We start from the raw sequence: 25,107 nt of genomic DNA on the forward strand, positions 1-25,107 counted from the left end.
TGCATCGTTAAATCGGTTTTCTTTTTCGAGAAATTTGAAAATATATAATAGTAACCTGAGTTTTGGTTAAGCAGATTGAGGTAAAAGCCATTCTAAAAGGAGACTCGGCTTTTTTGCTTGGTGAGAATATGCGATTAATCCACATAATAATTTGACACAAAAATTTATTGGTGAACGATGGCGTGAATGTTCTATTTGTGAGATATTCTTTAATTGATCATTAATGGTTTCGACAATCGATCGCTTACGAGATAGTAATTTGTCGTGAAGACGCATTAATTTGTTTTTCATGTTACGTTTCCTCTTGGCAAAAAACTCGATTCCGTAATCTTTCAAAAGTTTGGTCGTTAATTTTTGAGATACATAACCTCCATCAGCAAACACTTTACCCCAAAGTTTTTGGAGAAGATCAATTACTGGTTTTCGGTCATCCACATTTCCCCCAGTCAGACTCATATGGAGAATTTCTCCCAGTTCATTGACTACTAGATGAAGTTTAAAACCAAAAAACCAATCCACAGAGGTTTTTCCTCTCGCCCCTAAATCCTGAAATACCTTATGTCGTGAAATACGTCGATTATGACACACTTGAATCTTCGTAGAATCAATAAAACTAATCCCTGTACAATTGCCAAAGCAATGTTTGAGATAAACACACAAAGGAATGACAGTTGATGGTACCCATTGAATAAAACGTTGATAACTAGGTAGTTTTGGAAAAGCATCGAACCAATATTGTTGAACGTGATTGAGATAAAAATGTTTGAAATTACGGTAATGGTTCTGATGGAAAGCGATAAGGATGGTCATAATTTCACTTAGACAAAGACTTTTGGCTCTAAGACGAGTAATAGCTCCATGAGATAAGAGCTTTTGTTGCCATTGAGTCTCAAATTGTTGGCAGAAATCATCGACATGACAAAATAAATAGTCTAAATTAAACATAAGGCAGTAGTTAGTTTGATAGTTTGCTATATTCAGCTTACTATTTGCCTGTTTTCTTATCCAAAACTGAGGTTAATAGTAGAATAAAATCGGCAATTGGTAAAAGAAAAATATTCTCCACTTTTTTTCACTGATAAGCAAAAACATATTTAACTTGCATTTCTTAAAATTGGTAAAAAATCAAAAAACTTTTACCCATTGCAAGACTGCTTACCCTATTATTCTAATTAAATGTGCCTGACTTTACTTAATACTACTTTATTTAACTATTCAAAGTCTGAGGCTTTTAAATTACGTCCAATGACGACTAATTTAGTGGTTCTTTTTTCTTCTGGTTGCCATAATCGATCATAGAATGTTTCAAAGCGATCGCCTACTCCTTGTAACACCATACGCATAGGTTTATCGGTAACATTAACAAAGCCTTTTATACGATAGATTTCTAAATTTTTGACAAGATTTTTTAGGCGAGACACTAAAACTTGAGGGTTAATGGTTTCTTCCATAGATAATTCTAAAGAATTAATTTCATCATCATGATCATGTTCTTCCTCAGTATCATGATGAGAAGGACGATTAATAATATCATCTTCAACGGCGGCATTAAAACCTAATAAAACCTCAGAATTAATTTCTCCTTGATGACAGGGTATAATTTTCATTCCGAGGGGCAATTTTTTTTCTAACCAATCTTTGACTTGACTTAATTCACCTTGTTTTAATAAATCAGTTTTAGTTAATAATACCAAGTCAGCACAAGCTAATTGATCTTCAAACAACTCTTCAATAGGGGTTTCATGATCTAAATTTAGATCATCTGATCTTTGTTTCTCTAAAGCATCTAAGTCACCGACTATAGCACCATTAGCCAAAGCATAGGCATCTACAATAGTAATAACTCCATCAACGGTAGTATGATTACGAATTTCTTGCCACTTAAAGGCTTGTATTAAAGGTTTTGGTAAGGCTAACCCAGAAGTTTCGATGACAATAGCATCAATTTGATCTTTTCTGGTTAACAATTCTTGCATAGTGGGATAAAATTCTTCTTGAACTGTGCAACAAAGACAACCGTTAGTTAATTCGATAATATTACTATTAATTTCGCCATCATCATCACAAACTTGACAGCTACGCAATAATTCCCCATCGATCCCAATTTCGCCAAATTCATTAACAACAACGGCGATTTTTTTGCCTTGATTATTTTGTAAAAGATTGCGTAATAAAGTGGTTTTTCCTGCTCCAAGAAAGCCTGTAATGACGGTAACGGGTATTTTGTGCATATTTATTTATATTTTTAAATTGAGATATAGTTAGAAGTTATACAATTTCATTTTGAATCGCCCAACGAGATAATTCTGTGCGATTATGCAAACCAGTTTTATTTAACATATTAGAAACATGACTTTCAATTGTACGTTGACTAACTCCTAATTCTTGGGATATTTCCTTGTTAGATTTTCCCTGTGCCACTAAATCTACTACTCTTTTTTCTGTAGGTGTTAATTCTACACTTTTTGGCACTTGAATTCGAGGTATATTATCTACTTTGCGATGACTTCCCCCCATCATTCGTAAACTTTGATTAAGAGTGGATTGCACCTGTGCCACTAACTCATCAGGCTCAAAGGGTTTTACCATATAAATATCAGCACCTTGAGTTAAACCTTTAATACGATCTTTACTATGGCCTTTAGCAGATAAGAAAATCACTGGCAACCATTCTAAGCGAGGATTTTGCCTGATTTGTTGTACGAAAGTATAACCATCCATTTCTGGCATCATCACATCACAAATAATCAAATCTGGAGTATCTTGTTCAAGAATTTTAATGGCTTCTCTGCCTTGACTAGCCGTTAAAACTTGATAACCACTAAATTCTAAATAATCTTTTACTAATAAAATTAAATTAGGATCATCATCAATAAGTAATAATTTTTGTTTAGATGAATCTTTCATGATTTTAATAACTGAATAAGTAATATATTTATTATGATATGGTTACTGAAAAATTAGCTTTTTAAGAATTGTTTTTAGATTCCAATAAAGGCAAAGAATGTTCATGAAATAAGTATTCTTTCACGATTTCATTGTTAATTAAATGCTGTTGAATAATTTTTTCAATTACTTCAGGTGTAGCGTGACGATACCAAGTACCATCAGGATAAACTAACAAAATTGGTCCGTCAATACAAACCCTTAAACAATCAGCTTTAGTCCTAAAAATACAATGAGGATTATCTAAAGTAGGACGATCTAAGTTTAACTCTTTCAATCTAGTTTTTAGATATTCCCAAGATTTTAAACTATTTTCTTTTGAGCAACATTTTGGTTTAGCTTGATCACAACACAAAAAAACATGACGTTGTATGACCGATAATCCTAATTGTTGTATTGATTCAGCTAAGGGGTTTTTACTACTCATAAAATGATCATATCGTTATTGTGAAGTTTCGGGTGTCAAGAATTCATTGTCATGTTAAGATATGCTAAGTAAAATTTCTTCTGTCATTATTTTAAATCCTCGAAATATTCTCCTTCATTTAATTAAATTATATTTACTCTTAAAAAGCAATTTTAAATTCATTCTCTGATCATATGATTACAAAAACTGAAAGTAATAATTGGAAAATTTCATGGCAGTTATTAAGTGTTATTTTAGCTGTTTCTTTTGGTGGGGTGGGATTTATCGCTACCACTGCTTTATTACGTTTACCAAATAATCCTAGTTGTAATCGTATTTCTTTATTTTTCAGTTCAGCTACAAATAGAATTTACTGTGCACAGTTACAGGCAGAAAAAAACACGGTAGATAGTTTATTAGAAGCGATTACTTTGGTGGAAGCTTTATCACCTAATCATCCTTTACGCAATGAAATTAATCGTCATGTGGAGGAATGGTCTAATGATATTTTATTATTAGCAGACAAAGAATTAAATAAAGGAAAACTAGAAGAAGCCATTGCCATTGCTCGAAAAATCCCCTCAGAGGTAAAAAATTATACTGCTATCGAAGACAAAATTGCCCAATGGACTGAAATTTGGGATCAAGCTGAAGTAATTCAAGAAGAAGTAGAAGCCGAATTAAGAAATTCTCAATGGAATAAGGCTTTCTTAGTAGCCGTGAAATTTTTAAATATTGATAATGATTATTGGCAAAATATAAAATATCAAGAAACAGTTAAAACCATTAATTTAGCCAGAGAGGAAAGTAAACAACTAGATGGAGCTTATGTTACTTTGAGGGCTGGTGATATTGATAGTTTGCTTAAAACCATTGAAACCGCATCGGTAATTCCCCCTTCTAGTTATTCTTATAATGAAGCTAGTAAATTAATTAAAGAAGCAGAAGAAAAAATTACGGCTATTGTTGAAAAATTTGTCGAAAATCAGGATTGGAATAATTTATCAGAGTTAACAATGAAAATTCCTGATAATAGCAATCTTAAAAATCAAGCCAGAGATTGGAACATTATTGCGAGTGCCGGGAAAAATGCTAATTTAGGTACAGTATCTGGTATGGAATTAGCTATCGCTGAAGTAGAACAGATTCCTAGTGATAGTAAATTTTATAATCAAAGTCGAGAATTAGTTCAAGGATGGATGACTCAAAAAGAAGATTTAACCTATTTAGCTAATGCTAGAGATTTAGCGAGATCTGGTCAAGTAGGTGATTTGAATGCTGCGATTGCGAAGGCTGAATTAGTTAATAACGAAAATCCTCTTTATCGGGAAGCACGACAAGAAATACGACAATGGAAAAGAGACATTCAAATTCAAGAAGATAAACCTTTATTAACTAAAGCAGAAGAATTAGCAAGGGTAAATAATCTTCAAGGATGGCAGAATGCTATTAATCAGGCTAGTCAAATTAAATCGGATCGGGCATTATATACTGAAGCTAGTAATTTAATGCGTGAATGGCGCCGTAATATTGAAAGAGTTGAAGATCAACCCGTATTAGATCAAGCTATCGCCCTAGGAAATAATAATAATTACCAAGAAGCCGTTAATATTGCTAGTCGTATTGGCAGAGGAAGGGCATTATATTCTGATGCACAAAACCAAATCCGTCGATGGCGTAGAGAAATCAATGCGCAAGAAGATTTACAAAGAGCATATCAAACAGCACAAAATAATGATCCTCAATCCTTATCAAGTGCTATTAGTATCGCTCGTAGAATACCATCTTCTTCCACTGTAGAATCTCAAAGTCGTCAAGCTGTCAATCGTTGGTCAGAACAATTATTAATTATAGCTCGAAGAGTAGCAGGAGATTACGCACCATCATCAATTGAACAAGCTATTCGCATTGCGGAAATGATCCCGTCTAGTAGTTCAGCTTATAATCAAGCCAGACAAGAAATTAGAAGTTGGAAAAATGAATTAAATCCTTCTATAAATGATAATAGTCCTATTCAAGAAACCAATTTTTATAATTAATCTTGGGATTGATGATTAGAAATATGATTATTAATTAATTGGATATTTTTCATCTTACATAAGGTACACAGAAAAAATACTGTGATCAGATTTGAATATTGACAGTAGTGTGGAGCGGGGATTACCCAATCTACATTTAGTGGTGGTGTATAATTCTTAAGCTAGATTAAGCAACACGATAACTTTTTTTTGAAACTTAGTTAAAGAAAATTTAAGTAAATATAATTTTGTCTAATTATTGATTTATCATGATAGCAGAAAACGAGTTGATTAAGACATTCTAAAAATCGAAGAAGTAATTATAAGTCCATATTTCTTGTTTATCTCTTGCCTTTTGCTATATATTGAATAATTCTTTTTGTTAAACTTAATTATCATGAATATATCTATAAAAAAACCTATTTTATTTGCAGGAATAAGTATTTCTTTTTTACTTTGGATTCTGCAAATTTTTAAAAATTCTGTGGGTGAAATAGGTGATCTTAATGTTTTGATCATAACTATTATGGCTGGTTTTTGGTTACTGATAAAACGAAAAAAAAGTCAAAATTTAATTAATTTGCCTCAGAAATTATTTATCACTTCTCAAGATTTTCAAAAAAAAATTAGTACCATAAAAATAATGATCAGTAATTTAATTACAGAGGCAGAAGAATCTGATTATAAAAAAGAATTTAATATTAACTATAATAATTTTGAGGAAAGATTAACAATAATTGAGAATAATAGTAAAAAAGATTATTTAGATATAGTTATTCTTAGTAGTAATAAAGTCAGTCCATCAAGTTTAAAGGATATTTTAAAAATTAATTTTAGTGACCTTAAATTTAATATCAAAATAGAAACTTTTAATATCTTAGAAAATGTAGATATTAATCTCGAAATATTATCTTTACAATCAGATTTAATTTTGTTTATGATTCATGGTGATATAACTGAATCGGAAAAAAATATTATTCAGAAAATTACAAATAATAATCAGCAAATATTAGTCTTATTCAATGATATAGATTATAATTTAGCTGAAGAAAAAGCTATAATTTTTGAAAATATTAAAACTAAAGTTAAAGACATTATTCAATCAAAATATTTAATAAAAATATCAACAAAAACTCAGATAATTAAAGTCAAAAAATATGATGATGAAATTAATTATAGAGAATGGGAAGAAACCACTCAAGGAGATTATAAATTATTAACAAATATTTTTAAAGATATTGTGGATGATGAGAAAGAAAAATTAATCTTATTCACAGCCTATAGAAATATTCTTAATTTACAAAAAGATATTCAAGAAAAATTTAATCTAATTAGAAAACAGAAAGCTTTACCTTTAATTGAAAAATATCAAATTATTGCGGCTACAGCTACTTTTGCTAATCCTGTATCAAGTTTAGATTTATTAGCAACAGCGGCGATAAATACTCAAATGATCATAGATTTAAGTGGTATTTATCAACAGTCATTATCTTTAAATCAAGCTCAAGAAATTTCCATCGCTTTAGGAAAATTAATGGTTAAATTAGGTATCGTTGAAATATCCAGTCAAGCCATAACTGCTATTTTAAAAAGCAATCTCATTACTTACGTAGCTGGGGGCGCTATTCAAGGTATTAGTGCGGCTTATTTAACCCGTATTTGTGGTTTAAGTTTAATAGAATATTATGAAGTAATCGATTTTAACAATAATGAAGGGATAAATTTAACTAAAATTAAAGAGAAATTACAGTTAATTTTTCAGAAAAATAAAGATAATAATTTCTTAACGAAATTTGTACAAAAAACTGCTTTACAATTTCAAAATATATAAAAAGGTCAAATATAGAAATGCAGAATCCACATTTTAAATTATAATGTTATTACCGAAAAAGTCTGTAATTATTTTTACTCGCTATCCAGAAATTGGAAAAACAAAAACTAGATTAATTCCTGCTATTGGTAAAAAAAAAGCTGCAAATTTACAACAAATAATGACAGAAAAAACTCTTCTAAAAGTAGAGAAACTAAAGAAGTTTTTAGCCGTAGAAATTAATATTTATTTTACCGGTGGTAATTTAGATTTAATGATAGCATGGTTAGGGAAAAAATATCATTATTATCAACAAATAGAAGGAGATTTAGGGTTAAAAATGTATTCTGCTTTTCAAGATATTTTTAATCAAGATAATCAACAAGTTATTATTATTGGTATTGACTGCCCAACATTAGATTCTGAGATTTTAAAAGAAGCATTTATCGCTCTAAATAATTATGATTTAGTCATCGGTAAAGCTATGGATGGAGGTTATTATCTCTTAGGTTTAAATCAATTAAAAAAATCTTTATTTACTAATATTAATTGGGGTACAAATCAAGTTTTTAATCAAACTATGGAGATCGCCAATAAACTGAAATGGAGTGTTTATCAATTACCAGTGTTAAGAGATATAGACACACCTGAAGATCTAAAATTTTATCATATTGATTTTTTTTAACAAAAAATTACTCAATTCCATCCTTTTTTTTCAGCAACAGAAAGAGTATTATCCTGCTTAACTAATTAACGGTTGCCAATAAAAATTAAAACCTTTATCTGTTTAAGGATTGAGTTGTCAAAATAAAAAGTGAAGTGTAATAGAAAAATAAGCTATAATGCCTTTGAAAATAATTTAATTTACACCTAATTGATAACATTAAAGAAATCCTCTAACAAATTCAAGAAAGTCCTTAATTTACAATATTTTGTTGTCTTAGACAAATTTACAAATTAATTTTACAAGTCTTTAAGTAATTTTTATTAAAAATAATAAATATGAGAATAATTAACAATATAATCGCTATTTTACAAAAAGAGTTACAAAGTTATTTTAGATCTCCTTTAGCTTTTAGTATTGCAGGAATTTTTTGGTTAATTTCTGGTTTATTCTTTATATTTATTCTTTTAAGTGATCAAGGAGTAATTCAAAATGTTACTGTACAAGAACAAATGGGAAATCAGATTTCTATTGATGTTGTTTATGAGTTTATGCAGATATTTTTCGGTGTAATTGGTTCATTAACTATCTTTATTTTACCGATTTTATCCATGGGTTTATATGCTGAAGAAAGAAAACAAGGTACAATAGAGTTACTTGCAACTTCTCCTATTTTCAATTGGGTAGTAGCAGTAGGTAAATTATTAGGAGTTTTGCTATTTTTTATAACTATGATCATGCCTATCTTATTATATGAAGCGATCGCTTTTCAAGGGGCAACACCTCCTGTAAATCCTGAAGTGATTATCTTAGCTCATGTGGGCTTAATTTTAATGGCGGCATCAATATTATCTCTAGGAATGTTTATTTCTTCTTTAACAGATAGCACAATTTTTTCTGCAATTATGACATTTACCCTCGTGATTATTATTTCAATTTTAGATGGAATAGGAAATCTTTTTGGTGGACAAATTGGGGAAATAATTGCTCATTTTTCTTTACTAAAAAATTATGAAAATTTTGTTAGAGGAGTTTTTGAAACAAGTAATTTAATCGTATTTTTGACCTATATAATTTTGGGTTTATTTTTAACTTCCCAATCTATAGAAACTTTAAGATTTACCAGAAAATAAATAATAAATAGGAATGATAGAAAGGAAAATAAGATTTAAAAATGAGAGACGATTTGTCAGAAAATAAATATACTCATTTAACTGCAATAGAAAGAGAAAAAATATCTCTTCCCACACAATATCTACTGAAAAATAAATTATTGAAAGGAAATATTCTCGATTTTGGTTGTGGCTATGGTAAAGATGTTGAAGTTTTAAGAAAAGAAGGTTTGAATATCGAGGGATATGATAGTTATTATTTTCCTCAATATCCTCAAAAAAAATTTGATACAATTTGCTGTATTTATGTCTTAAATGTACTTTTAAAGGAAATACAAGAATCAGTAATTATAGCAATTTCCCAACTATTAAAGCCAAAAGGAAAAGCTTATTTTGCTGTAAGAAGAGATTTAAAAACTGAAGGATTTAGAAAACATTATATTCACAAAAAATTAACTTATCAATGTTTAGTAACATTACCTTTTAAATCTATATACTTAGATGAATTTTGCGAAATTTATGAATATAGACATTATAATCAACAAAAAAATAATACTAATCGATGTATTTTCTGTAATCCTTATTCTAAATTAACTTTGTTAACTGAATCAAGTTTAGCCTATGCTATTTTAGACGGTTATCCCCTTAGTAAAGGACATAGTTTAATTATTCCGAAAATTCACGAAGAAAATTACTTTAATTTACCTTTTTCTATTCAAAATCACTGTTGGCAAATGGTAAATGAAGTGCAAAATATCATCACCAAAAAATATCAAATAGATGGTTTTAATATTGGTTTAAATATACACCAAGCAGGAGGACAAAAAATTAATCATACGAATATTCACATAATTCCCCGCTATCGAGGAGATAATCAAGGAAAAAAACACGGTATTCGATGTGTTATTCCTTAATTGTTGGCAAAAATTAAAAAAATCAAAACTTTAAACTAATCCTATTTTGTCAAACTCCAAAATACTTGCAATTTATCAATAATTTTATAAGCCTTTAATAGAAGGCAATGCTGAAGAGACAGCGACGCCGCCCATCCACTTATTTGATTTTATAAAATAAAAAATATTTTAAATTTGACAAAAATAATTTATAGTCTGTTTAGTCCTTTGATTTTGAACGGTTGTGAAAAATATTAGTAATAGAAAAAATGGAAGGTGACAAAAAAGGGATAAAGTATATGTTTACTTTTTGTATGGAATTAAATACAACAAAAGTTACAAGCATTTTCTCATAAGATTATAATAAATACCAAATTAGTTCTATACCAATAACATTAGCCTATAGTTATCCAACACTTGTACAAGTAAACACTTATTTCGTCCGACAAAAAAAGGAAGAAGACATAAAAGATATTTTGATTATTTGATTGTTTTAAAAATAATAAAAGTGAAATCTGCTTTTTTCAAGAACAATTAAAATAATTAACCTATTTGAACTAAAACGCATTTATTTTGCAATCCCAAATCTCTGATTGCAAAGGATTTGAGTAAAAAAAAGAAGGTTAAATACGTCTTAGCTTATTCCCTCAAAAATACTCATATTATTGTTAAAGTATAAGCGCTGTTTTTGTCATTTAACCTGTATTATGAGTCCTTTATTCCTCTTTCAATTCAGAGTTTACCAAAACAGAGTTAAAGAAAAAAATTTTGCATAAGTACTGAGATTATGGCACAATCACCCTAGTCTTTAGAAATCACACTTAAACTAAATCACTATGCAAATTTTATTTGTGGCGGCAGAGGCTGCACCAGTAGCTAAAATTGGGGGAATGGGAGATGTTGTGGGTGCGTTACCTCAGATTTTACGCAAATTAGGTCATGATGTGCGAATTTTCATGCCGTATTATGGCTTTTTACCCGATAAATTAGATGTTCCTAGTGAACCAATTTGGTGGGGTGATGCTATGTTTCAGAAATTTGCAGTCTATGAAACTCTTTTGCCAGAAACAGATGTACCACTATATCTTTTTGGTCATCCTTGTTTTGGTGGCAGAAATGTTTATGGTGGCGATGATGAATACTGGCGTTTTACCTTTTTTTCCAATGGTGCAGCAGAATTTGCTTGGAATTACTGGAAACCAGATATTATTCATTGTCATGATTGGCATACAGGTATGATTCCTGTATGGATGCACCAATCTCCTGATATTAGCACTATCTTTACTATTCATAATCTAGCCTATCAAGGACCGAGTCGAGAAATATTAGAAACAATGACATGGTGTCCTTGGTATATGATGGGAGATAATGTAATGTCAGCCGCTTTACAGTTTGCAAATATAGTTAACACCGTTTCTCCTACCTATGCTGCTCAAATAAAAACCCCTGAATATGGGGAAAACCTACACGGTTTATTGTCTTGGATTAGTGGCAAATTACGGGGTATTGTTAATGGCATTGATACAGAAAAATATGATCCTGCTACAGATAAATTAATTCATCAAAATTTTAGCACTGAAACTATTGATAAACGACGGCTAAATAAAGTTAAACTTCAAGAAGAATCGGGCTTAGAAGTTAACCGTAATGCTTTTCTTGTCGGAATGGTGACAAGATTAGTAGAGCAAAAAGGTATTGATTTAGTCTTACAAACTATTGATCGATTTTTAGCTTACACTGATGCACAATTAATTCTTTTGGGTACAGGCGATCGCTTTTACGAAACTCAATTATGGGAACTTTCTTCTCGTCATCGGGGACGAATTTCCGTACAATTATTGCATAATGAAGCTATTTCTCGTCGAGTTTATAGCGGGATTGATGCTTTTTTAATGCCTTCTCGATTTGAACCTTGTGGTATAAGTCAACTATTGGCAATGCGTTATGGTGCCATTCCCATTGTACGCAAAACAGGCGGTTTAGTTGATACTGTTTCTTTCTTTGATCCTACTGCCGAATCTGGTACTGGCTATAGTTTTGATCGTTATGAACCATTAGATCTATACACCTGTATGATCAGAGCCTATGAAGGTTTCCGCTTTAAAAAAGAATGGCAAAAACTGCAAATTCGAGGTATGAATCAAGATTTCAGTTGGTATAAATCCGCCATTGAATACCTAAAAATGTATGAAGAAACAATTAAGAATTAATAATTAATAATCAACTAACAATTAACAATTAAAAGCTTCATTATTGATTTTTTATTGTCAATTTAACTTAAAGAAGCATTACTACGGTCATAGGTGACACGGAAACTAGCGTTAGGTTTGCCTTGGGTGGGATTCCAATATTCAGAAGGGTTAATATCCATCCCTATTTCAGAAGCAGCACGACCCAACATAGACTGTTGACGATTTTTAATCATTTTATGATGACGCATCATTAAGGCACGGGCTTGTTTTTGAGTATCCATATTTCTTTTCTCCTAAAATGTTTTCCACATATTTATATATTAAACAAGATTCTGTATAATTTGTTACTAAAATCAGTTTTCTTTATAAAAATTAACATTTATGAGAAAATTAATCATGAGATTATGATTTTTGAACAATTATTAAAAATGATTACAAGATTATTGTAATTTTTTTCAAATCTATAAGACAAAAATAACAACCAAAATTAGTAGAGACTGAATAATAGTTTACAAAATATTAAAAAAAAAGTAGTTTTTACTATTATTATTATTTTTGCGTTAGACTCTTGAGAACCTTAATCTTAAAAAAGGTTGACAAATCTTAACATTATTCTTATTTTTCATCATGATGATTCCCTGTTTCCATTTTGACTTTCCCCCTCCCAATCCTGATAATCCCGTTTCTGAAGAAGTAGTAGCTGAAGCGATCGCCTGTGTGGTAGAATCAGCACGTTATCAAGGACAATCTTTAGATGATTTAGTGGCAGAAGTTTTACAAGATGATCCAATATTAGATCAAGTACAAAGACAATGGTTAAGTAAAATAGTAACTCAGGCATGGAGGAATTTACCATAATACTCTGATTGCCGACATTAAACGTTAACAAAAAATCACGGTGAATAATAGAAAGTTTTTTCAACAAATTAGAATTTTAGATCCATTATCAGGTATTGATGAAGTTACTAACTTATTCTTAGATCAAGGTGTTATTACAGAAATAGGAGATCATAATATATCCGATGATGGTCAAATTGAAGTGATTGACGGTACAAATTTAATCTTAGCACCAGCATTAGTAGATTTATATAGCAGAAGTGGTGAGCCCGGATACGAAGAAAGAGAAACTTTAAAAAGTTTAATGGAAGCTTCACAAGACGGGGGTTTTAGCCGTTTAGGAATTTTACCAAATACTAACCCTGTTATTGATAATCCAAGTATGGTGACATGGATAAAAGAAAAAACTTCACACAGTAACACTAAATTTTATCTTTGGGGTGGATTAACAAAAGATTTGGAAGGTGTAACCATTGCCGAATTAGCACAATTGGCACAAGCAGGGGTAATTGGTTTTACAGATAATCGTCCTCATCATAATTTGCAATTGGTAAGAAAGTTATTAGAATATGCTCAACCTTTGAATTTGCCAGTGGCATTAGTACCAACGAATATACAATTAAGGGGAAATGGAGTTATTCGGGAAAGTAGTACTTCTATTCGTCTTGGTTTAGTTGGTAATCCTGAAGTTGCGGAAGCAGTTGGTATTGCTTCTATTTTAGAAATTGTCTTTTTAACAAAAACTCCCGTTCATTTAATGCGCATTTCTACCGCCAGAGGAGTGGAATTAATTAAACAAGCTAAAGAAAATAATTTGCCCGTTACAGCTAGTGTCAATTGGCATCATTTGCTCTTAAATACAGAAACTATAGCTAGTTATAATCCTAATTTACGATTTGAGCCTCCTTTAGGTACAGAAATAGATAGACTTGCTTTAATACAGAGCCTCAAAGATAATATAATAGATGCGATCGCCGTTGATCATACACCTTATACCTATGAAGAAAAAACCGTTGCCTTTGCTCAAACACCAACAGGAGCAATAGGATTAGAATTAATATTACCCTTGTTATGGGAAAATTTAGTTGCGACAGGAGTTTTATCACCGTTGGAATTATGGCGTAGTTTGAGTGTTAATCCCTTAAAGTGTTTAAATCAAAAACCGATTAACTTACAAATTGGGCAATCTGCGGAATTAGTTTTATTTTCACCTCAACAATCATGGCAAGTAACCTCGTCTCAATTAAAATCTTTATCCTCAAATACCTATTGGTTAGATAAAGAAATAAAGGGGAAAGTGGTTTTAATAATTAACAATTAAGTAAAAGGGTAAAATTAATTATGCGTTTTATTTGTCTCAAACTTATTATAGAAATCGGTTTAAACCCATTGTGTACTAGAAAGAGATAAAGGAAGTATTTATAACGCAGATTGAATAAAGAAAATAGCTCTCATACCTTAATAATAATAAGATTGTTTCTGAGGAAATAAAGACGTTAACTCTTGTAATTGTTATTACAAAAAGCAGATTTCATTTAACCATTTTATTCCATTTAAACCAATCGAAAAATCACTATATCTTTTTCCTTTTCTTTTTTAATTGTTTGTTAATTTTTTTATGTCTAAACGATGACTAAGTAAGCAAAATTAATTGTATGTTTATGTAAAAAAAACTACTTTTTTTGTCTTAGTTATACAGGTGATCGAACCCCTCCTTACAAAAGTCGATCTCACTTTTTTCTGGAGTCCGATAATTAAAAAATGATACATATTTGTATGTTGTCATCAGTAAATATTTTTTTACACTTCAAGAAAAAATTATGGTGAGCAAGGGAGAAAAAAATGAAGTTAGAGACAATTTAATTGCTGGGAGAAGAAAATACAAAAAAGATTTTATCGCACCAATGATTTTTCGAGGAAGTCTTAACGCCAAAAGTTTTGAAAAATGGCCAGAAATTTATTTATTACCTTCATTAACTATGCCATCAATTTTAATTATGGATAATGCACCTATTCATCGCAAAAATATAATCAAACAATTGATAGAAAACACATAACACAAAGTCATATTCTTACCTCCTTACTCTCCAGATTTGAATGATATTGAATATGATTTTAGTGCTTTAAAAAGAACAAGAATGTATGTATCAGTTGAAACTTCTATAGATAAAATTATTTTTAATTATTGTATTTCTTAGTGTTCAGTTTATATTTGGAATAACTAACTATAACTGTAAAAAATGCTGAGGGGGCGACAATGAAGGTAAACAGACGATGGCATAAGAGATTGAAGCTGGTAATCTGGATAAAAATAAGATGTTTTTAGTTTTTATATTAATTACTATAGAAAAAGATGTTTCAACTTCCCCAATTTTATCAGGAGTATTTAAAAAAACAGTTTAATTTACCTCAATATTTAACTCTTTGTCTTTTAGTTAATTTACTTCAAAATCTTAAAACTGTTAGGTTAGAAGAAATGGCAAAACTTTTTCCTTATCCGATTAAATTAAGAAGTAGAATTAAAAAGTTACAAAGATTTTTAAGTCTGAAAAATTGGAAAGTTGAAACCATATGGTTTCCGATTTTAAAATCATGGATTATGAACCAATGGGAATCAAACAAAGTAATTTATTTAGTCATGGATAGAACACAGTGGCAAAACATTAATATATTGATGGTAAGTTTAGTTCATCATCAAGGAGCTATCCCTGTATATTTTATCTGATTAAATAAAAAAGGAAGTAGTAATTTATCAGAACAAAAACAAGTATTAGAAGCAAGTATTAATTTATTAATTGAATATAAAATAATCGTTTTAGGAGATAGAGAATTTTGCTCTGTGGATTTAGCAAAATGGTTATCAGTAGAGAAACAGGTTTATTTATCTCTACGTTTAAAAAAGAGTGAATATGTGGAGTTAGAAACTGATATATGGTTTCGATTGAGTGAATTAGGTTTATCTCCAGGATTCTCCGTATATTATCGAGGAATAAAAGTTACAAAAACCAAGGGATTCTCAGGAATTAATTTAGCAGCAAAATGGAAGAAAAACTATAGACATAAATCGAGTAAACAGCCATGGTTTATTCTCACAAATTTAGAAAGTATGTCGGAAACAATCTCTGCTTATTCCAAAAGAATGGGTATTGAAGAAATGTTTAGAGATTTTAAATTAGGAGGTTATAACTTAGAAAGTACAAAACTTGAAAATGAACGACTAATTTCTTTAATTATACTGATAACATTATCCTATAGTTATTCAACATTTATAGGAGAAGAAATTAAAAGAAAAGGAATAAGTGAATATCTAGTTAGACCCACAGAAAAAAGAAGAAGATATAAAAGATATAGTGATTTTTCTATTGGTTTAAATGGGATAAAATGGCTAAGTGAAATCTGCTTTTTTCAAGAACAATTAGATAAGTTAACCTCTTTATTTCCTCAGAAACAGTCCTATTATCGTCAAGGTATGAGGGCTATTTCCCTTATCCAATCTGCATTCTGAATGTTCTGTCGCCCCCTCAGTAAAAAATGGCATTGGTGATTTTAGGTATGAAGAAGACTAAAAGTAGGTCTCCCTAAAGGACGAAAAGGAATTGGTATATCTTTAAATTTGAGATAGTGAATCAATAGTGAAACAGAATACTTTAAAATCTCCATGGATTTTGAATAACATAAAGTTTTTCGATGTAGTCTAGCAAGATAATGTCTTAATCTCGTATTTTCTCCCTCCACTCTGGTCATGTATGTTTTACAGATGATTTGGTCGCCCTCAGGAATAAAGTTTCCATAGACTTTCCACCCGTCTGTTACATAAAAATAACAATGCCATTTTTTTACTTGCTCCCACAACGGTCTAAATGTTTTTGCACTTCTATCCCCTATGACCCATTCCAATATACCCTCGTGAAAATGATCTACCGCTGTCCATCGCCAGATTGGTTTTTTTTGAGCCGACAAAGGTTTGCAATTCATCTAATTCTCCAACTTCTGGTCGCGTTTCTGGATGATAGCTCTGTGGCAAAATTTGACCCACTGCTTTAACCCAAGAGATGATCGTTGTATGATGCACCTGTTTAATCCTCCCAATAGCTCGAAAACCCATACCATTGACGTACATTTTTAAGCATTCTTTTCTGAGATCATCACTATAACCTTTACCACTGAGTTGTTCTGGAGCTATAAATTGTCCGCGACAATGAACACAAATATGATTTTGTTTTCCTTTTTTTATGCCATTTTTATTGATATTCTTGGAGCCACATTCTGGACATTTCATGTTTTTTTACTTCACTTTTTTCCTCTTTCTATCATACCCTCATTCACCAACGCCTAAAAAATAAATATGACGATAAAAAACATAACGATTTTGACGAATAAGCTCATCCATCAACCTTTGACTGGTGTAACTTCGCACTAGACGAATGTTAATTTTTTCTTTAACTTTGCTATTACCCTTAATGTCAGGAAGACAGAGAGATAATAACCCATTAGCTACCCCCACAAATTCATCGGTTAACCATTCTTGATGGTTGTTTTCTAATCTTTCTAAGTCCATACTATGATAATAATATTGACAAATAACAAGAAATGACTTTTTATATTGATAGTAATAAATAACAAAAATTGAAAAAGCACCATCAAATTATCTTTTTCGATGTATGCAAGAAAGTCGTTACATTAATAAGATTTTTTTTGCCATTTTTAATGATGCACCACTGTCACCAATTCTCTTTTTACCGTTATCAATACACTTAGCTAAAAATTCTTTATCTTTTAATATTTCTATTATCTTAAGTGCCGTTTTCTCATAAATTATGGTTTTATTATCATCATCCTCTATAGTAATTGTACTACTCCCTAATAGTCTCATTTGTGCTTCAGCAAATCGATACGTAAATTGAGGTCCTTTTCCTGAATTTTGTATTACAGGCTTACCTAAGCCAACAGCCTGTTCTACAGCAGTTCCTGCCATGCCTAAAACTAAGTTACATTGTAGTAAAATATCTGCAAAAGCATCGTTATAAACCTTCACTAAGACATTTTTACCGTCAATTTCTGTACTAAAAACCCCTGAATTATAATCCCAACCAAGATTATCAGCAATAGCTTTTAAGTCATTATTGGTAATATTTGGTACTAATGCACCTCGAAATTGCCAATTTTGATTAGATATTTTTACCAAAATTTTACAGACTTCTAAGTGTAAGCTCAAGTTATGTAAGGCTTCAGGTAAACGACTACCGGGTAATAGGGCAATCATCGGTATTTCGGGGTATAATTCGAGATTTTTTCCAATGGGTTTTAAAGCATCCATAATAGGATAACCTTCACAAATAGTTTTTTTAAATCCTTGAGTTTGTAAATCATCGGCAGTTAATTTATCTTTAGCAAAAATTAATTGACAACGAGAAGATTTTAAGAATATCTTAGTTAAGAAAGGAAGTTTTAATTTTCCTTCATAATAACTAGAATTAGCCACTAGAAAACTTACAAAATTGTTATCAGTTAAATAAGCAAAAAATAACGATACAATATCACCAATTGAAATGACTAAATCATAATTATTTTTAAGTTTATTAATAGTAATAATTTGTTTAATAGTTAAGGATAATAAACCTGAAGATAAATCTTTAATTAAGTTGAGAGGATCCAGATAAAAAATACCACCAGAAGGCATAGATTCAAGAGGAGCAACAATGTTAATGTTTTTACTAAAATAAGATTTTCCTTCGCCGACAATAGGGAAAGCATCAATAGTTAAATTATTATCAACTGATTTTAAAGCTTCTCCAATTAAACTACCATTTAAGTCTTCACCATGACCATTACTAATTAATAAAATTGTAGTTATTTTTTTCTTTTTTTTGATCATATTAAGTTAATTTTTAAGAGTATAGTTTAGAGATAATTAACTAAATTTTAAAATCTAACAATTAATCAAAGCAGTTTTTAGCTTTTGATGATCTTGGGGTTTTAATATACTAATAAAATAAAAACGTCTGTAACGATAATAGCTGTTTTACCATTATGGGTTAATTAGATTGTATATTTTAAGATCAATTAAAATAAATGTGGCTGACACTCAAGTTAACAATCATTGATTTATAAGTATGAATAAAAATCTCATTTTTTCTATTTTATTAGTCTTTATCCCTATTTCCATCACAGGACATTTTTTGCATTGGAGTGAATCCGTAATATTTTTAACTTCTGCCATGGCTATTATACCTTTAGCCGCATTTATGGGACTTGCCACAGAAGAAATTGCTGTAGTTGTCGGACCAAATTTGGGTGGTTTAATGAATGCTACATTTGGAAATGCTACAGAATTAATTTTAGCCTTCATCGCCTTAAAAAGTGGATTAGTGCAAGTAGTAAAAGCCACATTAACAGGCTCAATTATAGGTAATTTACTGTTAGTAATGGGATTTGCTATGTTTTTGGGCGGATTACGCTATAAAGAGCAAAATTTTCAGCCTACCACCGCTCGTTTGAATGCTTCATCGATGAATTTAGCAGTAATAGCCTTATTATTACCTACGGCAGTAGAATATACCTCCACAGGTATCGCACCCGAAACGATACAAACTTTATCCGTTGCCGTTGCTCTTGTTTTAATTAGTGTTTATGTATTAACTTTGTTTTTCTCCATGAAAACTCACTCCTATTTATATGATGTAGGGGTGGCGGAAAATGAAGAAGAAGACGGGGAAAAACCCTCTCATCAGCCAAATATTTGGTTATGGGTGGGAATTTTGTTAATCGTCACCTTGGGAGTAGCCGTAGAATCAGAATTATTGGTAGAATCCCTTGAAATAGCAACTAAAGATTTAGGTTTACCTGCTTTATTTACAGGGGTAATTTTCTTGCCGATTATTGGTAACGCCGCCGAACATGCTACGGCTGTAACTGTGGCAATGAAAGATAAAATGGATTTATCGGTATCTGTCGCATTAGGCTCAAGTTTACAGATAGCTTTATTTGTTGCACCAGTCTTAGTTATTGCAGGTTGGATAATTGGGCAACCCATGGATTTGAATTTTAATCCTTTTGAATTAGTAGCGGTGGCAGTATCGGTATTAATTGCTAATTCTATCAGTTCCGATGGTAATTCTAACTGGTTAGAAGGTGTTTTATTATTGGCTACTTATGTAGTGATTGCCTTAGCCTTTTATTTCCATCCTGCTATCGAAGGATTAGCTTAGAAAATCATTAATAATTAATAATTAATAAGTATTTTATAGATGTAATTTTAATGGTAAAGTCTTCATTAAAGAATCATTTATTATAATTAAAAATTATTAATTGTTAATTGTTATGCAAGATACTGGTTTAAATATTTTAGCGATCGCTATTTTTTCGATAACATTGTCAGTATTATTAGGACCACTTTTTAACTTATCCCCTTTTATCCCTGCAGGAGCAACTTTCATAATTTTAGGATTAATTACCATTGATACTTTATCTTGGAAAAATCAGGGGGTAAATCTATTATTAAATATATTTGCTTCTCAACAAGAAAAAGAAAGAATTATTTATCATGAAGCTGGACATTTTTTAACAGCTTATTTATACCAAATTCCTATTATTGATTATACTTTAAACCCTTGGGAAGCAATCAAAAAGAAAATTTCAGGCTCTGCAGGGGTAATATTTGATAATAATTTTATCACTCAAAAAAAGGCTCAAGATTTAAAAGAATTTAATCTAATAATTGAGCGTTTTGGAGTTGTGTTAATGGCTGGAATTGCCGCCGAAAAGTTTATCTATAATAACAGCGAAGGTGGGCAAGAAGATCGACAAAAGTTTCAAGAAATTTATAGTAATTTAACTTTAACTTATTCTAATTTTCAGATTAAACAAAGATTAGCAATTATACAGGCAACTTCGATTATTGAAACTAATAAAGAGTCTTATTTAGCCTTAGTAGAAGCTATGAAAAAAAGAAAATCTGTAAAAGAATGTGAAGCCATTATAAAAACCGTAAATAATTAACAATTACAGACAATAGATAATTTTCTAATTCCTAATTATTTATTAAGCTAAAACATATTTAACTAGCATAATTTAATATTCATAAAAATTGATGAAATTCTGATTTATTGCCTCTTGCCTACTCTCACAACTCCACTTAGATGCGTCTGAAACTTATTTATAGTTGACTAGAATCTAAACTTTGTGCTTCTTCAACGCTTACAGGTAAATGTAAGCCACACTCTTGTTTAACACCATGAAAACGAGTATCTCTTTCACTGTTATCATTGGCGGTAAGAGGACGACTTGAATGCCAATCACCTACAGAAACATAACCTTGATCGAAATAAGGATGATAAGGTAAATCATATTTAATAAGGTATTGATAAATGTCTTTGGAAGTCCAAGTTAGTATAGGCAAAATCTTATATTGCTCACCTTGTTGATTAACATAACTGAGTTTTTGGCGAAATGTTGTTTGATTCTGTCTTAAACCTGCTAACCACGCTTTGGCTTCTAAGTCTTTTAAAGCCCTTTGCATAGGTTCAACTTTTCTGATACGATCATATAAATTCAGGGAATCTAAATCTTTTTGTTTCCATAATTTTCCGTGAATAGCTTCCATTCGAGCAGGAGAAAGATGAGATTGATATACTTTTAAATTGAGATTAAGTCTATCAGTTAGTTCTTGAGCAAAAATATACGTTTCTTTCGGTAAATAACCCGTATCCACCCAAATAATAGGAATATTAGGAACAACTTGAGTGACTAAATGCAACATTACTGCCGACTGAATCCCAAAACTGGTACTCATAACTAAATGTCTGCCAAATTCATTACTTGCCCATGCTATGATTTCTTCAGCACTGGCGACACTTAAATTATCATTGATAATATCGAGATCAAAATGAAAGTTAGATAATTGATACACTGGTTTTCGGGATGATTTCTCTGGGTTTGCTTTCAATAAATAAATGGCTTTTATGTTTTCCTAATCACAATATTATCTTAAATATGTAAAAGAAGCCTAATGATTAATATTCAAACTCCTCAATGGGTAAAAGATGCAGTTTTTTATCAAATATTTCCTGATCGTTTTGCCTATAGCCATCCTAAAATAAATTATTCTGGGTATTGGCAATCATCGAATTTAGAATCTTGGGAAGCAAAACCCACTCCTCAAAAATATAAAGGTGGTAATTTTTGGGGCATCATTAATAAACTCGACTATTTACAAGAGTTAGGAATCAACGCCATCTATTTTACCCCTATTTTTCAATCTACATGTAATCATCGCTATCATACTCATGATTATTATCAAGTTGATCCTCTTTTAGGTGGTAATATTGCTTTCAAGGAATTTCTTCAACAAGCTCACAAACGCAATATTAAAGTTGTCTTAGATGGTGTTTTCAACCATGTCGGCAGAGGCTTTTTTTATTTTAATGATATTCTTGAAAATGGTCCTCATTCTCCTTGGTTAGATTGGTTTAAAGTTGAAGACTGGCCCTTATCTGCTTATGATGGTTCTTATCCTGCTAATTATGCCAGTTGGATTAATAATCGTGCTTTGCCTCAATTTAATCATGATAATCCTCAAGTCAAAGAATATATCATGCAAGTGGCAGAATACTGGATTCAAGAAGGTATTGATGGTTGGCGTTTAGATGTGCCGAATGAAATCACCACAGCAAGTTTTTGGCAAGAGTTTCGTCATCGTGTTAAAGGGATTAATCCTGATGCTTATATTGTGGGAGAAATTTGGCTAGATGCCCGTCAATGGTTGGATGGCACTCAATTTGATGGGGTGATGAATTATCTTTTTACCGAGTCAACCATGGCTTTTATTGGCGGTGATCGTATTATTAAAGAATATGTTGAGCAACCACCTTATAAACCTTATCCCCTTTTATCTGCGTCAGAATATCAGCAAAAAATAGAACATCTTTTACAATTATATCCGTGGGAAATTACCCTAACTCAATTAAATTTATTAGCCAGTCATGATACCGCTAGACTGTTAACTATCGCTGGAGAGGATATAAATACAGTCAAATTATCGACTTTACTTTTATTAACATTTCCGGGAGCTCCTAGTATTTATTATGGAGATGAAGTAGGGTTAGCAGGTGGATTTGATCCTGATTGTCGCCGTAGTTTTCCTGCTAAAGATGATTGGAATTTAGAATTATTAGAATATCACAAAAAATTAATTAAATTACGTCATCAATATTCAGCTTTACGTACGGGAAATTATCAAGTTTTATTCGCAGAAAAAGATGTTTATATTTTTAGTCGCACTCTTGAGCAAGAAACAATAATAATTGCTATCAATAGCGGTATAAGTGAATCAAATATCATTATTAAAAATTTTTCTCTATCATTTATATCTATAAAAATTATATTCGGTGAAGGAATTTATAATTATCAAAAAAAGGATTCTACTATAGATTTATTTCTGACTATTCCTGCCCGTAACAGCATTATTTTCGCTAATATTTAAGATTAATTTAGGGTTTAAGAACTGAAATTAATTATTCTCAATTTTACGGATTATTTATTGCTTTTTTCCTAATAATTTTATTCTTTACCCAGAATATTCCCTTTTGTCAAACTTTCAAAAAAAATAGTGATTTCGTAACAAACAGAATCAAAAGCTATTCATGGTTTAGGATACAATTCAAAGAATATTTATATTTATATTCTCAAAAATGGCAGATTTAACCCCTAATTCTAGTTTTAGTTTAACAGTCCGCTTAGAATTATTAAACCGAGCAGGTACATTAGCAAAAGTTACCAAAGCTATCGCCGAAGTTGGTGGTAATTTGGGACAAGTTTCCCTCATTGAGCGGAATTTGAAAACTATCAAACGAGAATTGACTATTGATGCTTTCAGCACAGAACACGCAGAAAAAATTGTCGCTGCAATTAAATCTGTTGCTGAAGTTAATGTTCTTCATGTAAGCGATCGCACTTTTGATATTCACCGAGGAGGAAAAATTCATATTCAAAGTCGTATCCAGATAACCTCTTCCTCTGACTTAGCAATGGCTTATACTCCCGGTGTTGGTAGAATTTGTAAAGCTATTCATGAAGATCCCGAAAATGTATATTCTTTGACAATTAAAAGTAATAGTGTAGCAATTGTTACTGATGGTAGTGCCGTATTGGGATTAGGAAATTTAGGCCCAGAAGCGGCATTACCTGTCATGGAAGGAAAATCTATGTTATTTAAAGAATTTGCTGACATAGATGCTTTTCCCGTCTGTTTAGCAACTCAGGATGTCGAAGAAATTATTAAAACCGTTAAAAATATTGCCCCTGTTTTTGGTGGGGTTAACCTCGAAGATATTGCCGCACCTCGTTGCTTTGAAATCGAAAAAAGATTACAGGAAGAATTAAAAATTCCTATTTTTCATGATGATCAACATGGTACTGCGATTGTCACCGTAGCGGCATTAATCAATGCTTTGAAACTTGTCAAAAAAGAAATGGAAACCATTCGGGTGGTTATTAATGGTGCTGGTGCGGCAGGTATTGCCATCGCTCGTTTATTGAATAAAGCTAATTGTACTCATATAATTATTTGTGACTCTAAAGGTATTATAAGTAAAGATCGGGAAAATTTAACCTCAGAAAAGCAATTTTTTGCGGTAGAAAAAGGTGGTTTACTAAAAGATGCTTTAGTGGAGGCGGATGTCTTTATCGGAGTTAGTGCCCCCAAAATTCTAACTCCAGAAATGGTAAAAATGATGGCAAAAAACCCGATTGTTTTTGCTATGGCTAACCCTATCCCTGAAATTCAACCGGAATTAATCCAAGATATTGCGGCTGTTGTTGCTACTGGTAGAAGTGATTATCCTAATCAAATTAATAACGTGTTGGCTTTTCCGGGTTTATTTCGAGGTGCTTTAGATTGTCGTGCTACTGCCTTAACAACGGAGATGTATCTTCAAGCCGCAAAAGCCATCGCCTCTTTAGTTTCTCCTAATGTATTAGATAAAGAACATATTATTCCTTCTGTGTTTGATAATCGAGTTGCTACTACAGTATCTGCCGCAGTGCAACAAGCCGCCCGAGAAGCAGGTGTTGCTAAATTATAATAAAATTGATTATTTTTTTGATGAAAACAAGAAATAGCCTAAATATTGACGAAATTCCCTAAGTTTTAACAAAACAAATCTCCGTCTTCTTCTATGTCTTTTACTATTTTTAAATGGAACTCAAATAAAATTAAGGATGTAGAATCCCA

Annotated in this window: 22 protein-coding genes and 2 pseudogenes; 15 read left to right on the forward strand and 9 right to left on the reverse strand. The window is 31.1% G+C overall.

Annotation, left to right across the window (positions count from 1 at the left end; translation table 11 throughout):
- Positions 1–66: 66 nt before the first annotated feature.
- The 4 genes from GM3708_RS10815 to GM3708_RS10830 all read right to left on the reverse strand — a co-directional run bounded on the left by GM3708_RS10815 (position 67) and on the right by GM3708_RS10830 (position 3,373).
- Positions 67–945: an IS982 family transposase gene (locus GM3708_RS10815; RefSeq protein WP_066346670.1), complete on the reverse strand. Its 879-nt coding sequence runs from the start codon at positions 943–945 to the stop codon at positions 67–69.
- Between the two features lie 266 nt (positions 946–1,211).
- Entirely contained in the window at positions 1,212–2,231 is a 1,020-nt protein-coding gene (cobW, locus tag GM3708_RS10820; RefSeq protein ID WP_066346674.1) for a cobalamin biosynthesis protein CobW, read from the reverse strand.
- 37 nt (positions 2,232–2,268) lie between these two features.
- Entirely contained in the window at positions 2,269–2,907 is a 639-nt protein-coding gene (locus GM3708_RS10825) for a response regulator transcription factor (protein ID WP_066346684.1), read from the reverse strand.
- 61 nt (positions 2,908–2,968) lie between these two features.
- Positions 2,969–3,373: a ferredoxin gene (locus tag GM3708_RS10830; RefSeq protein WP_066346686.1), complete on the reverse strand. Its 405-nt coding sequence runs from the start codon at positions 3,371–3,373 to the stop codon at positions 2,969–2,971.
- Between the two features lie 173 nt (positions 3,374–3,546).
- Here GM3708_RS10830 and GM3708_RS10835 point away from each other — a divergent pair, with 173 nt between their 5' ends.
- The 6 genes from GM3708_RS10835 (at position 3,547) to glgA (ending at position 12,059) form a co-directional block, all read left to right on the forward strand.
- Positions 3,547–5,391 (forward strand): hypothetical protein, encoded by a 1,845-nt coding sequence (locus tag GM3708_RS10835; protein ID WP_066346687.1) that lies wholly within the window; start codon positions 3,547–3,549, stop codon positions 5,389–5,391.
- A gap of 376 nt (positions 5,392–5,767) precedes the next feature.
- Positions 5,768–7,201: a YcjF family protein gene (locus GM3708_RS10840; RefSeq protein ID WP_066346693.1), complete on the forward strand. Its 1,434-nt coding sequence runs from the start codon at positions 5,768–5,770 to the stop codon at positions 7,199–7,201.
- Positions 7,202–7,244: 43 nt separating this feature from the next.
- A complete protein-coding gene (locus GM3708_RS10845; RefSeq protein WP_066346696.1) occupies positions 7,245–7,865 on the forward strand; it encodes a TIGR04282 family arsenosugar biosynthesis glycosyltransferase in 621 nt (206 codons plus the stop codon).
- 317 nt (positions 7,866–8,182) lie between these two features.
- On the forward strand, positions 8,183–8,977 hold the full coding sequence (locus tag GM3708_RS10850; protein WP_066346698.1) for an ABC transporter permease: 795 nt from the start codon (positions 8,183–8,185) through the stop codon (positions 8,975–8,977).
- Between the two features lie 41 nt (positions 8,978–9,018).
- Positions 9,019–9,870: an HIT family protein gene (locus tag GM3708_RS10855; RefSeq protein WP_066346700.1), complete on the forward strand. Its 852-nt coding sequence runs from the start codon at positions 9,019–9,021 to the stop codon at positions 9,868–9,870.
- Positions 9,871–10,685: 815 nt separating this feature from the next.
- Positions 10,686–12,059 carry a glycogen synthase GlgA gene (gene glgA / locus GM3708_RS10860; RefSeq protein ID WP_066346702.1) on the forward strand — a complete coding sequence of 458 codons (1,374 nt, stop codon included), beginning with the start codon at positions 10,686–10,688 and terminating at the stop codon, positions 12,057–12,059.
- A 62-nt stretch (positions 12,060–12,121) separates the two neighbouring features.
- Here glgA and GM3708_RS10865 read toward each other — a convergent pair whose 3' ends face one another.
- Complete coding sequence (locus GM3708_RS10865; protein WP_066346704.1) at positions 12,122–12,322, reverse strand: hypothetical protein; 201 nt, start codon at positions 12,320–12,322, stop codon at positions 12,122–12,124.
- Between the two features lie 346 nt (positions 12,323–12,668).
- Here GM3708_RS10865 and GM3708_RS10870 point away from each other — a divergent pair, with 346 nt between their 5' ends.
- From GM3708_RS10870 to GM3708_RS19380, 5 genes and pseudogenes are all read left to right on the forward strand, one after another.
- Positions 12,669–12,899: a hypothetical protein gene (locus tag GM3708_RS10870; protein WP_066346707.1), complete on the forward strand. Its 231-nt coding sequence runs from the start codon at positions 12,669–12,671 to the stop codon at positions 12,897–12,899.
- Positions 12,900–12,933: 34 nt separating this feature from the next.
- A complete protein-coding gene (locus tag GM3708_RS10875; RefSeq protein WP_066346709.1) occupies positions 12,934–14,199 on the forward strand; it encodes a dihydroorotase in 1,266 nt (421 codons plus the stop codon).
- Positions 14,200–14,725: 526 nt separating this feature from the next.
- Positions 14,726–15,076, forward strand: a pseudogene (locus GM3708_RS19370) (transposase); the annotation flags it as partial.
- 155 nt (positions 15,077–15,231) lie between these two features.
- Complete coding sequence (locus tag GM3708_RS19375; protein ID WP_231932887.1) at positions 15,232–15,603, forward strand: hypothetical protein; 372 nt, start codon at positions 15,232–15,234, stop codon at positions 15,601–15,603.
- A gap of 15 nt (positions 15,604–15,618) precedes the next feature.
- Positions 15,619–16,383, forward strand: a pseudogene (locus tag GM3708_RS19380) (IS4 family transposase); the annotation flags it as partial.
- A 41-nt stretch (positions 16,384–16,424) separates the two neighbouring features.
- Here GM3708_RS19380 and GM3708_RS10890 read toward each other — a convergent pair.
- From GM3708_RS10890 to GM3708_RS10900, 3 genes are all read right to left on the reverse strand, one after another.
- A protein-coding gene (locus tag GM3708_RS10890) for an IS1 family transposase (protein WP_231932911.1) occupies positions 16,425–17,157 on the reverse strand; the annotation gives its coding sequence in 2 pieces (ribosomal slippage) (positions 16,425–16,817 and positions 16,819–17,157; 732 coding nt in all).
- 39 nt (positions 17,158–17,196) lie between these two features.
- Entirely contained in the window at positions 17,197–17,436 is a 240-nt protein-coding gene (locus GM3708_RS10895; RefSeq protein WP_066346711.1) for a hypothetical protein, read from the reverse strand.
- A 117-nt stretch (positions 17,437–17,553) separates the two neighbouring features.
- Positions 17,554–18,753: a lipid-A-disaccharide synthase-related protein gene (locus GM3708_RS10900; protein WP_066346713.1), complete on the reverse strand. Its 1,200-nt coding sequence runs from the start codon at positions 18,751–18,753 to the stop codon at positions 17,554–17,556.
- Between the two features lie 238 nt (positions 18,754–18,991).
- On the opposite strand from GM3708_RS10900, the gene cax reads away from it, so the two are divergent.
- Positions 18,992–20,086: a calcium/proton exchanger gene (cax, locus tag GM3708_RS10905; RefSeq protein WP_066346715.1), complete on the forward strand. Its 1,095-nt coding sequence runs from the start codon at positions 18,992–18,994 to the stop codon at positions 20,084–20,086.
- A gap of 112 nt (positions 20,087–20,198) precedes the next feature.
- A complete protein-coding gene (locus GM3708_RS10910; RefSeq protein ID WP_066346717.1) occupies positions 20,199–20,876 on the forward strand; it encodes an ATP-dependent Zn protease in 678 nt (225 codons plus the stop codon).
- A gap of 157 nt (positions 20,877–21,033) precedes the next feature.
- Here the strand turns inward: GM3708_RS10910 and cysH are convergent, their stop codons facing one another.
- A complete protein-coding gene (gene cysH / locus GM3708_RS10915) occupies positions 21,034–21,786 on the reverse strand; it encodes a phosphoadenosine phosphosulfate reductase (protein ID WP_066346720.1) in 753 nt (250 codons plus the stop codon).
- Positions 21,787–21,888: 102 nt separating this feature from the next.
- Between cysH and GM3708_RS10920 the strand changes: the two genes are divergently transcribed.
- Together GM3708_RS10920 and GM3708_RS10925 are read left to right on the forward strand one after the other, a co-directional pair.
- Positions 21,889–23,358 (forward strand): glycoside hydrolase family 13 protein, encoded by a 1,470-nt coding sequence (locus GM3708_RS10920; RefSeq protein WP_066349425.1) that lies wholly within the window; start codon positions 21,889–21,891, stop codon positions 23,356–23,358.
- A gap of 208 nt (positions 23,359–23,566) precedes the next feature.
- Positions 23,567–24,958 carry an NAD-dependent malic enzyme gene (locus tag GM3708_RS10925; protein ID WP_066346723.1) on the forward strand — a complete coding sequence of 464 codons (1,392 nt, stop codon included), beginning with the start codon at positions 23,567–23,569 and terminating at the stop codon, positions 24,956–24,958.
- The last annotated feature ends 149 nt before the right edge of the window (positions 24,959–25,107 follow it).

It is taken from the genome of Geminocystis sp. NIES-3708 (assembly GCF_001548095.1).
GTDB lineage: Bacteria > Cyanobacteriota > Cyanobacteriia > Cyanobacteriales > Cyanobacteriaceae > Geminocystis.

What these genes read in the sequence shown, in the direction of transcription:
- GM3708_RS10855 (WP_066346700.1), top strand. Translation starts at nt 9,019, where the DNA reads ATGAGAGACGATTTGTCAGAAAATAAATATACTCATTTAACTGCAATA.
- GM3708_RS10825 (WP_066346684.1), bottom strand. Translation starts at nt 2,907, where the DNA reads ATGAAAGATTCATCTAAACAAAAATTATTACTTATTGATGATGATCCT.
- GM3708_RS10900 (WP_066346713.1), bottom strand. Translation starts at nt 18,753, where the DNA reads ATGATCAAAAAAAAGAAAAAAATAACTACAATTTTATTAATTAGTAAT.
- GM3708_RS10895 (WP_066346711.1), bottom strand. Translation starts at nt 17,436, where the DNA reads ATGGACTTAGAAAGATTAGAAAACAACCATCAAGAATGGTTAACCGAT.
- cax (WP_066346715.1), top strand. Translation starts at nt 18,992, where the DNA reads ATGAATAAAAATCTCATTTTTTCTATTTTATTAGTCTTTATCCCTATT.
- GM3708_RS19375 (WP_231932887.1), top strand. Translation starts at nt 15,232, where the DNA reads ATGTTTCAACTTCCCCAATTTTATCAGGAGTATTTAAAAAAACAGTTT.
- GM3708_RS10835 (WP_066346687.1), top strand. Translation starts at nt 3,547, where the DNA reads ATGATTACAAAAACTGAAAGTAATAATTGGAAAATTTCATGGCAGTTA.
- GM3708_RS10850 (WP_066346698.1), top strand. Translation starts at nt 8,183, where the DNA reads ATGAGAATAATTAACAATATAATCGCTATTTTACAAAAAGAGTTACAA.
- GM3708_RS10830 (WP_066346686.1), bottom strand. Translation starts at nt 3,373, where the DNA reads ATGAGTAGTAAAAACCCCTTAGCTGAATCAATACAACAATTAGGATTA.
- GM3708_RS10845 (WP_066346696.1), top strand. Translation starts at nt 7,245, where the DNA reads ATGTTATTACCGAAAAAGTCTGTAATTATTTTTACTCGCTATCCAGAA.
- GM3708_RS10865 (WP_066346704.1), bottom strand. Translation starts at nt 12,322, where the DNA reads ATGGATACTCAAAAACAAGCCCGTGCCTTAATGATGCGTCATCATAAA.
- GM3708_RS10815 (WP_066346670.1), bottom strand. Translation starts at nt 945, where the DNA reads ATGTTTAATTTAGACTATTTATTTTGTCATGTCGATGATTTCTGCCAA.
- GM3708_RS10870 (WP_066346707.1), top strand. Translation starts at nt 12,669, where the DNA reads ATGATGATTCCCTGTTTCCATTTTGACTTTCCCCCTCCCAATCCTGAT.
- glgA (WP_066346702.1), top strand. Translation starts at nt 10,686, where the DNA reads ATGCAAATTTTATTTGTGGCGGCAGAGGCTGCACCAGTAGCTAAAATT.
- GM3708_RS10910 (WP_066346717.1), top strand. Translation starts at nt 20,199, where the DNA reads ATGCAAGATACTGGTTTAAATATTTTAGCGATCGCTATTTTTTCGATA.
- cobW (WP_066346674.1), bottom strand. Translation starts at nt 2,231, where the DNA reads ATGCACAAAATACCCGTTACCGTCATTACAGGCTTTCTTGGAGCAGGA.
- GM3708_RS10925 (WP_066346723.1), top strand. Translation starts at nt 23,567, where the DNA reads ATGGCAGATTTAACCCCTAATTCTAGTTTTAGTTTAACAGTCCGCTTA.
- GM3708_RS10840 (WP_066346693.1), top strand. Translation starts at nt 5,768, where the DNA reads ATGAATATATCTATAAAAAAACCTATTTTATTTGCAGGAATAAGTATT.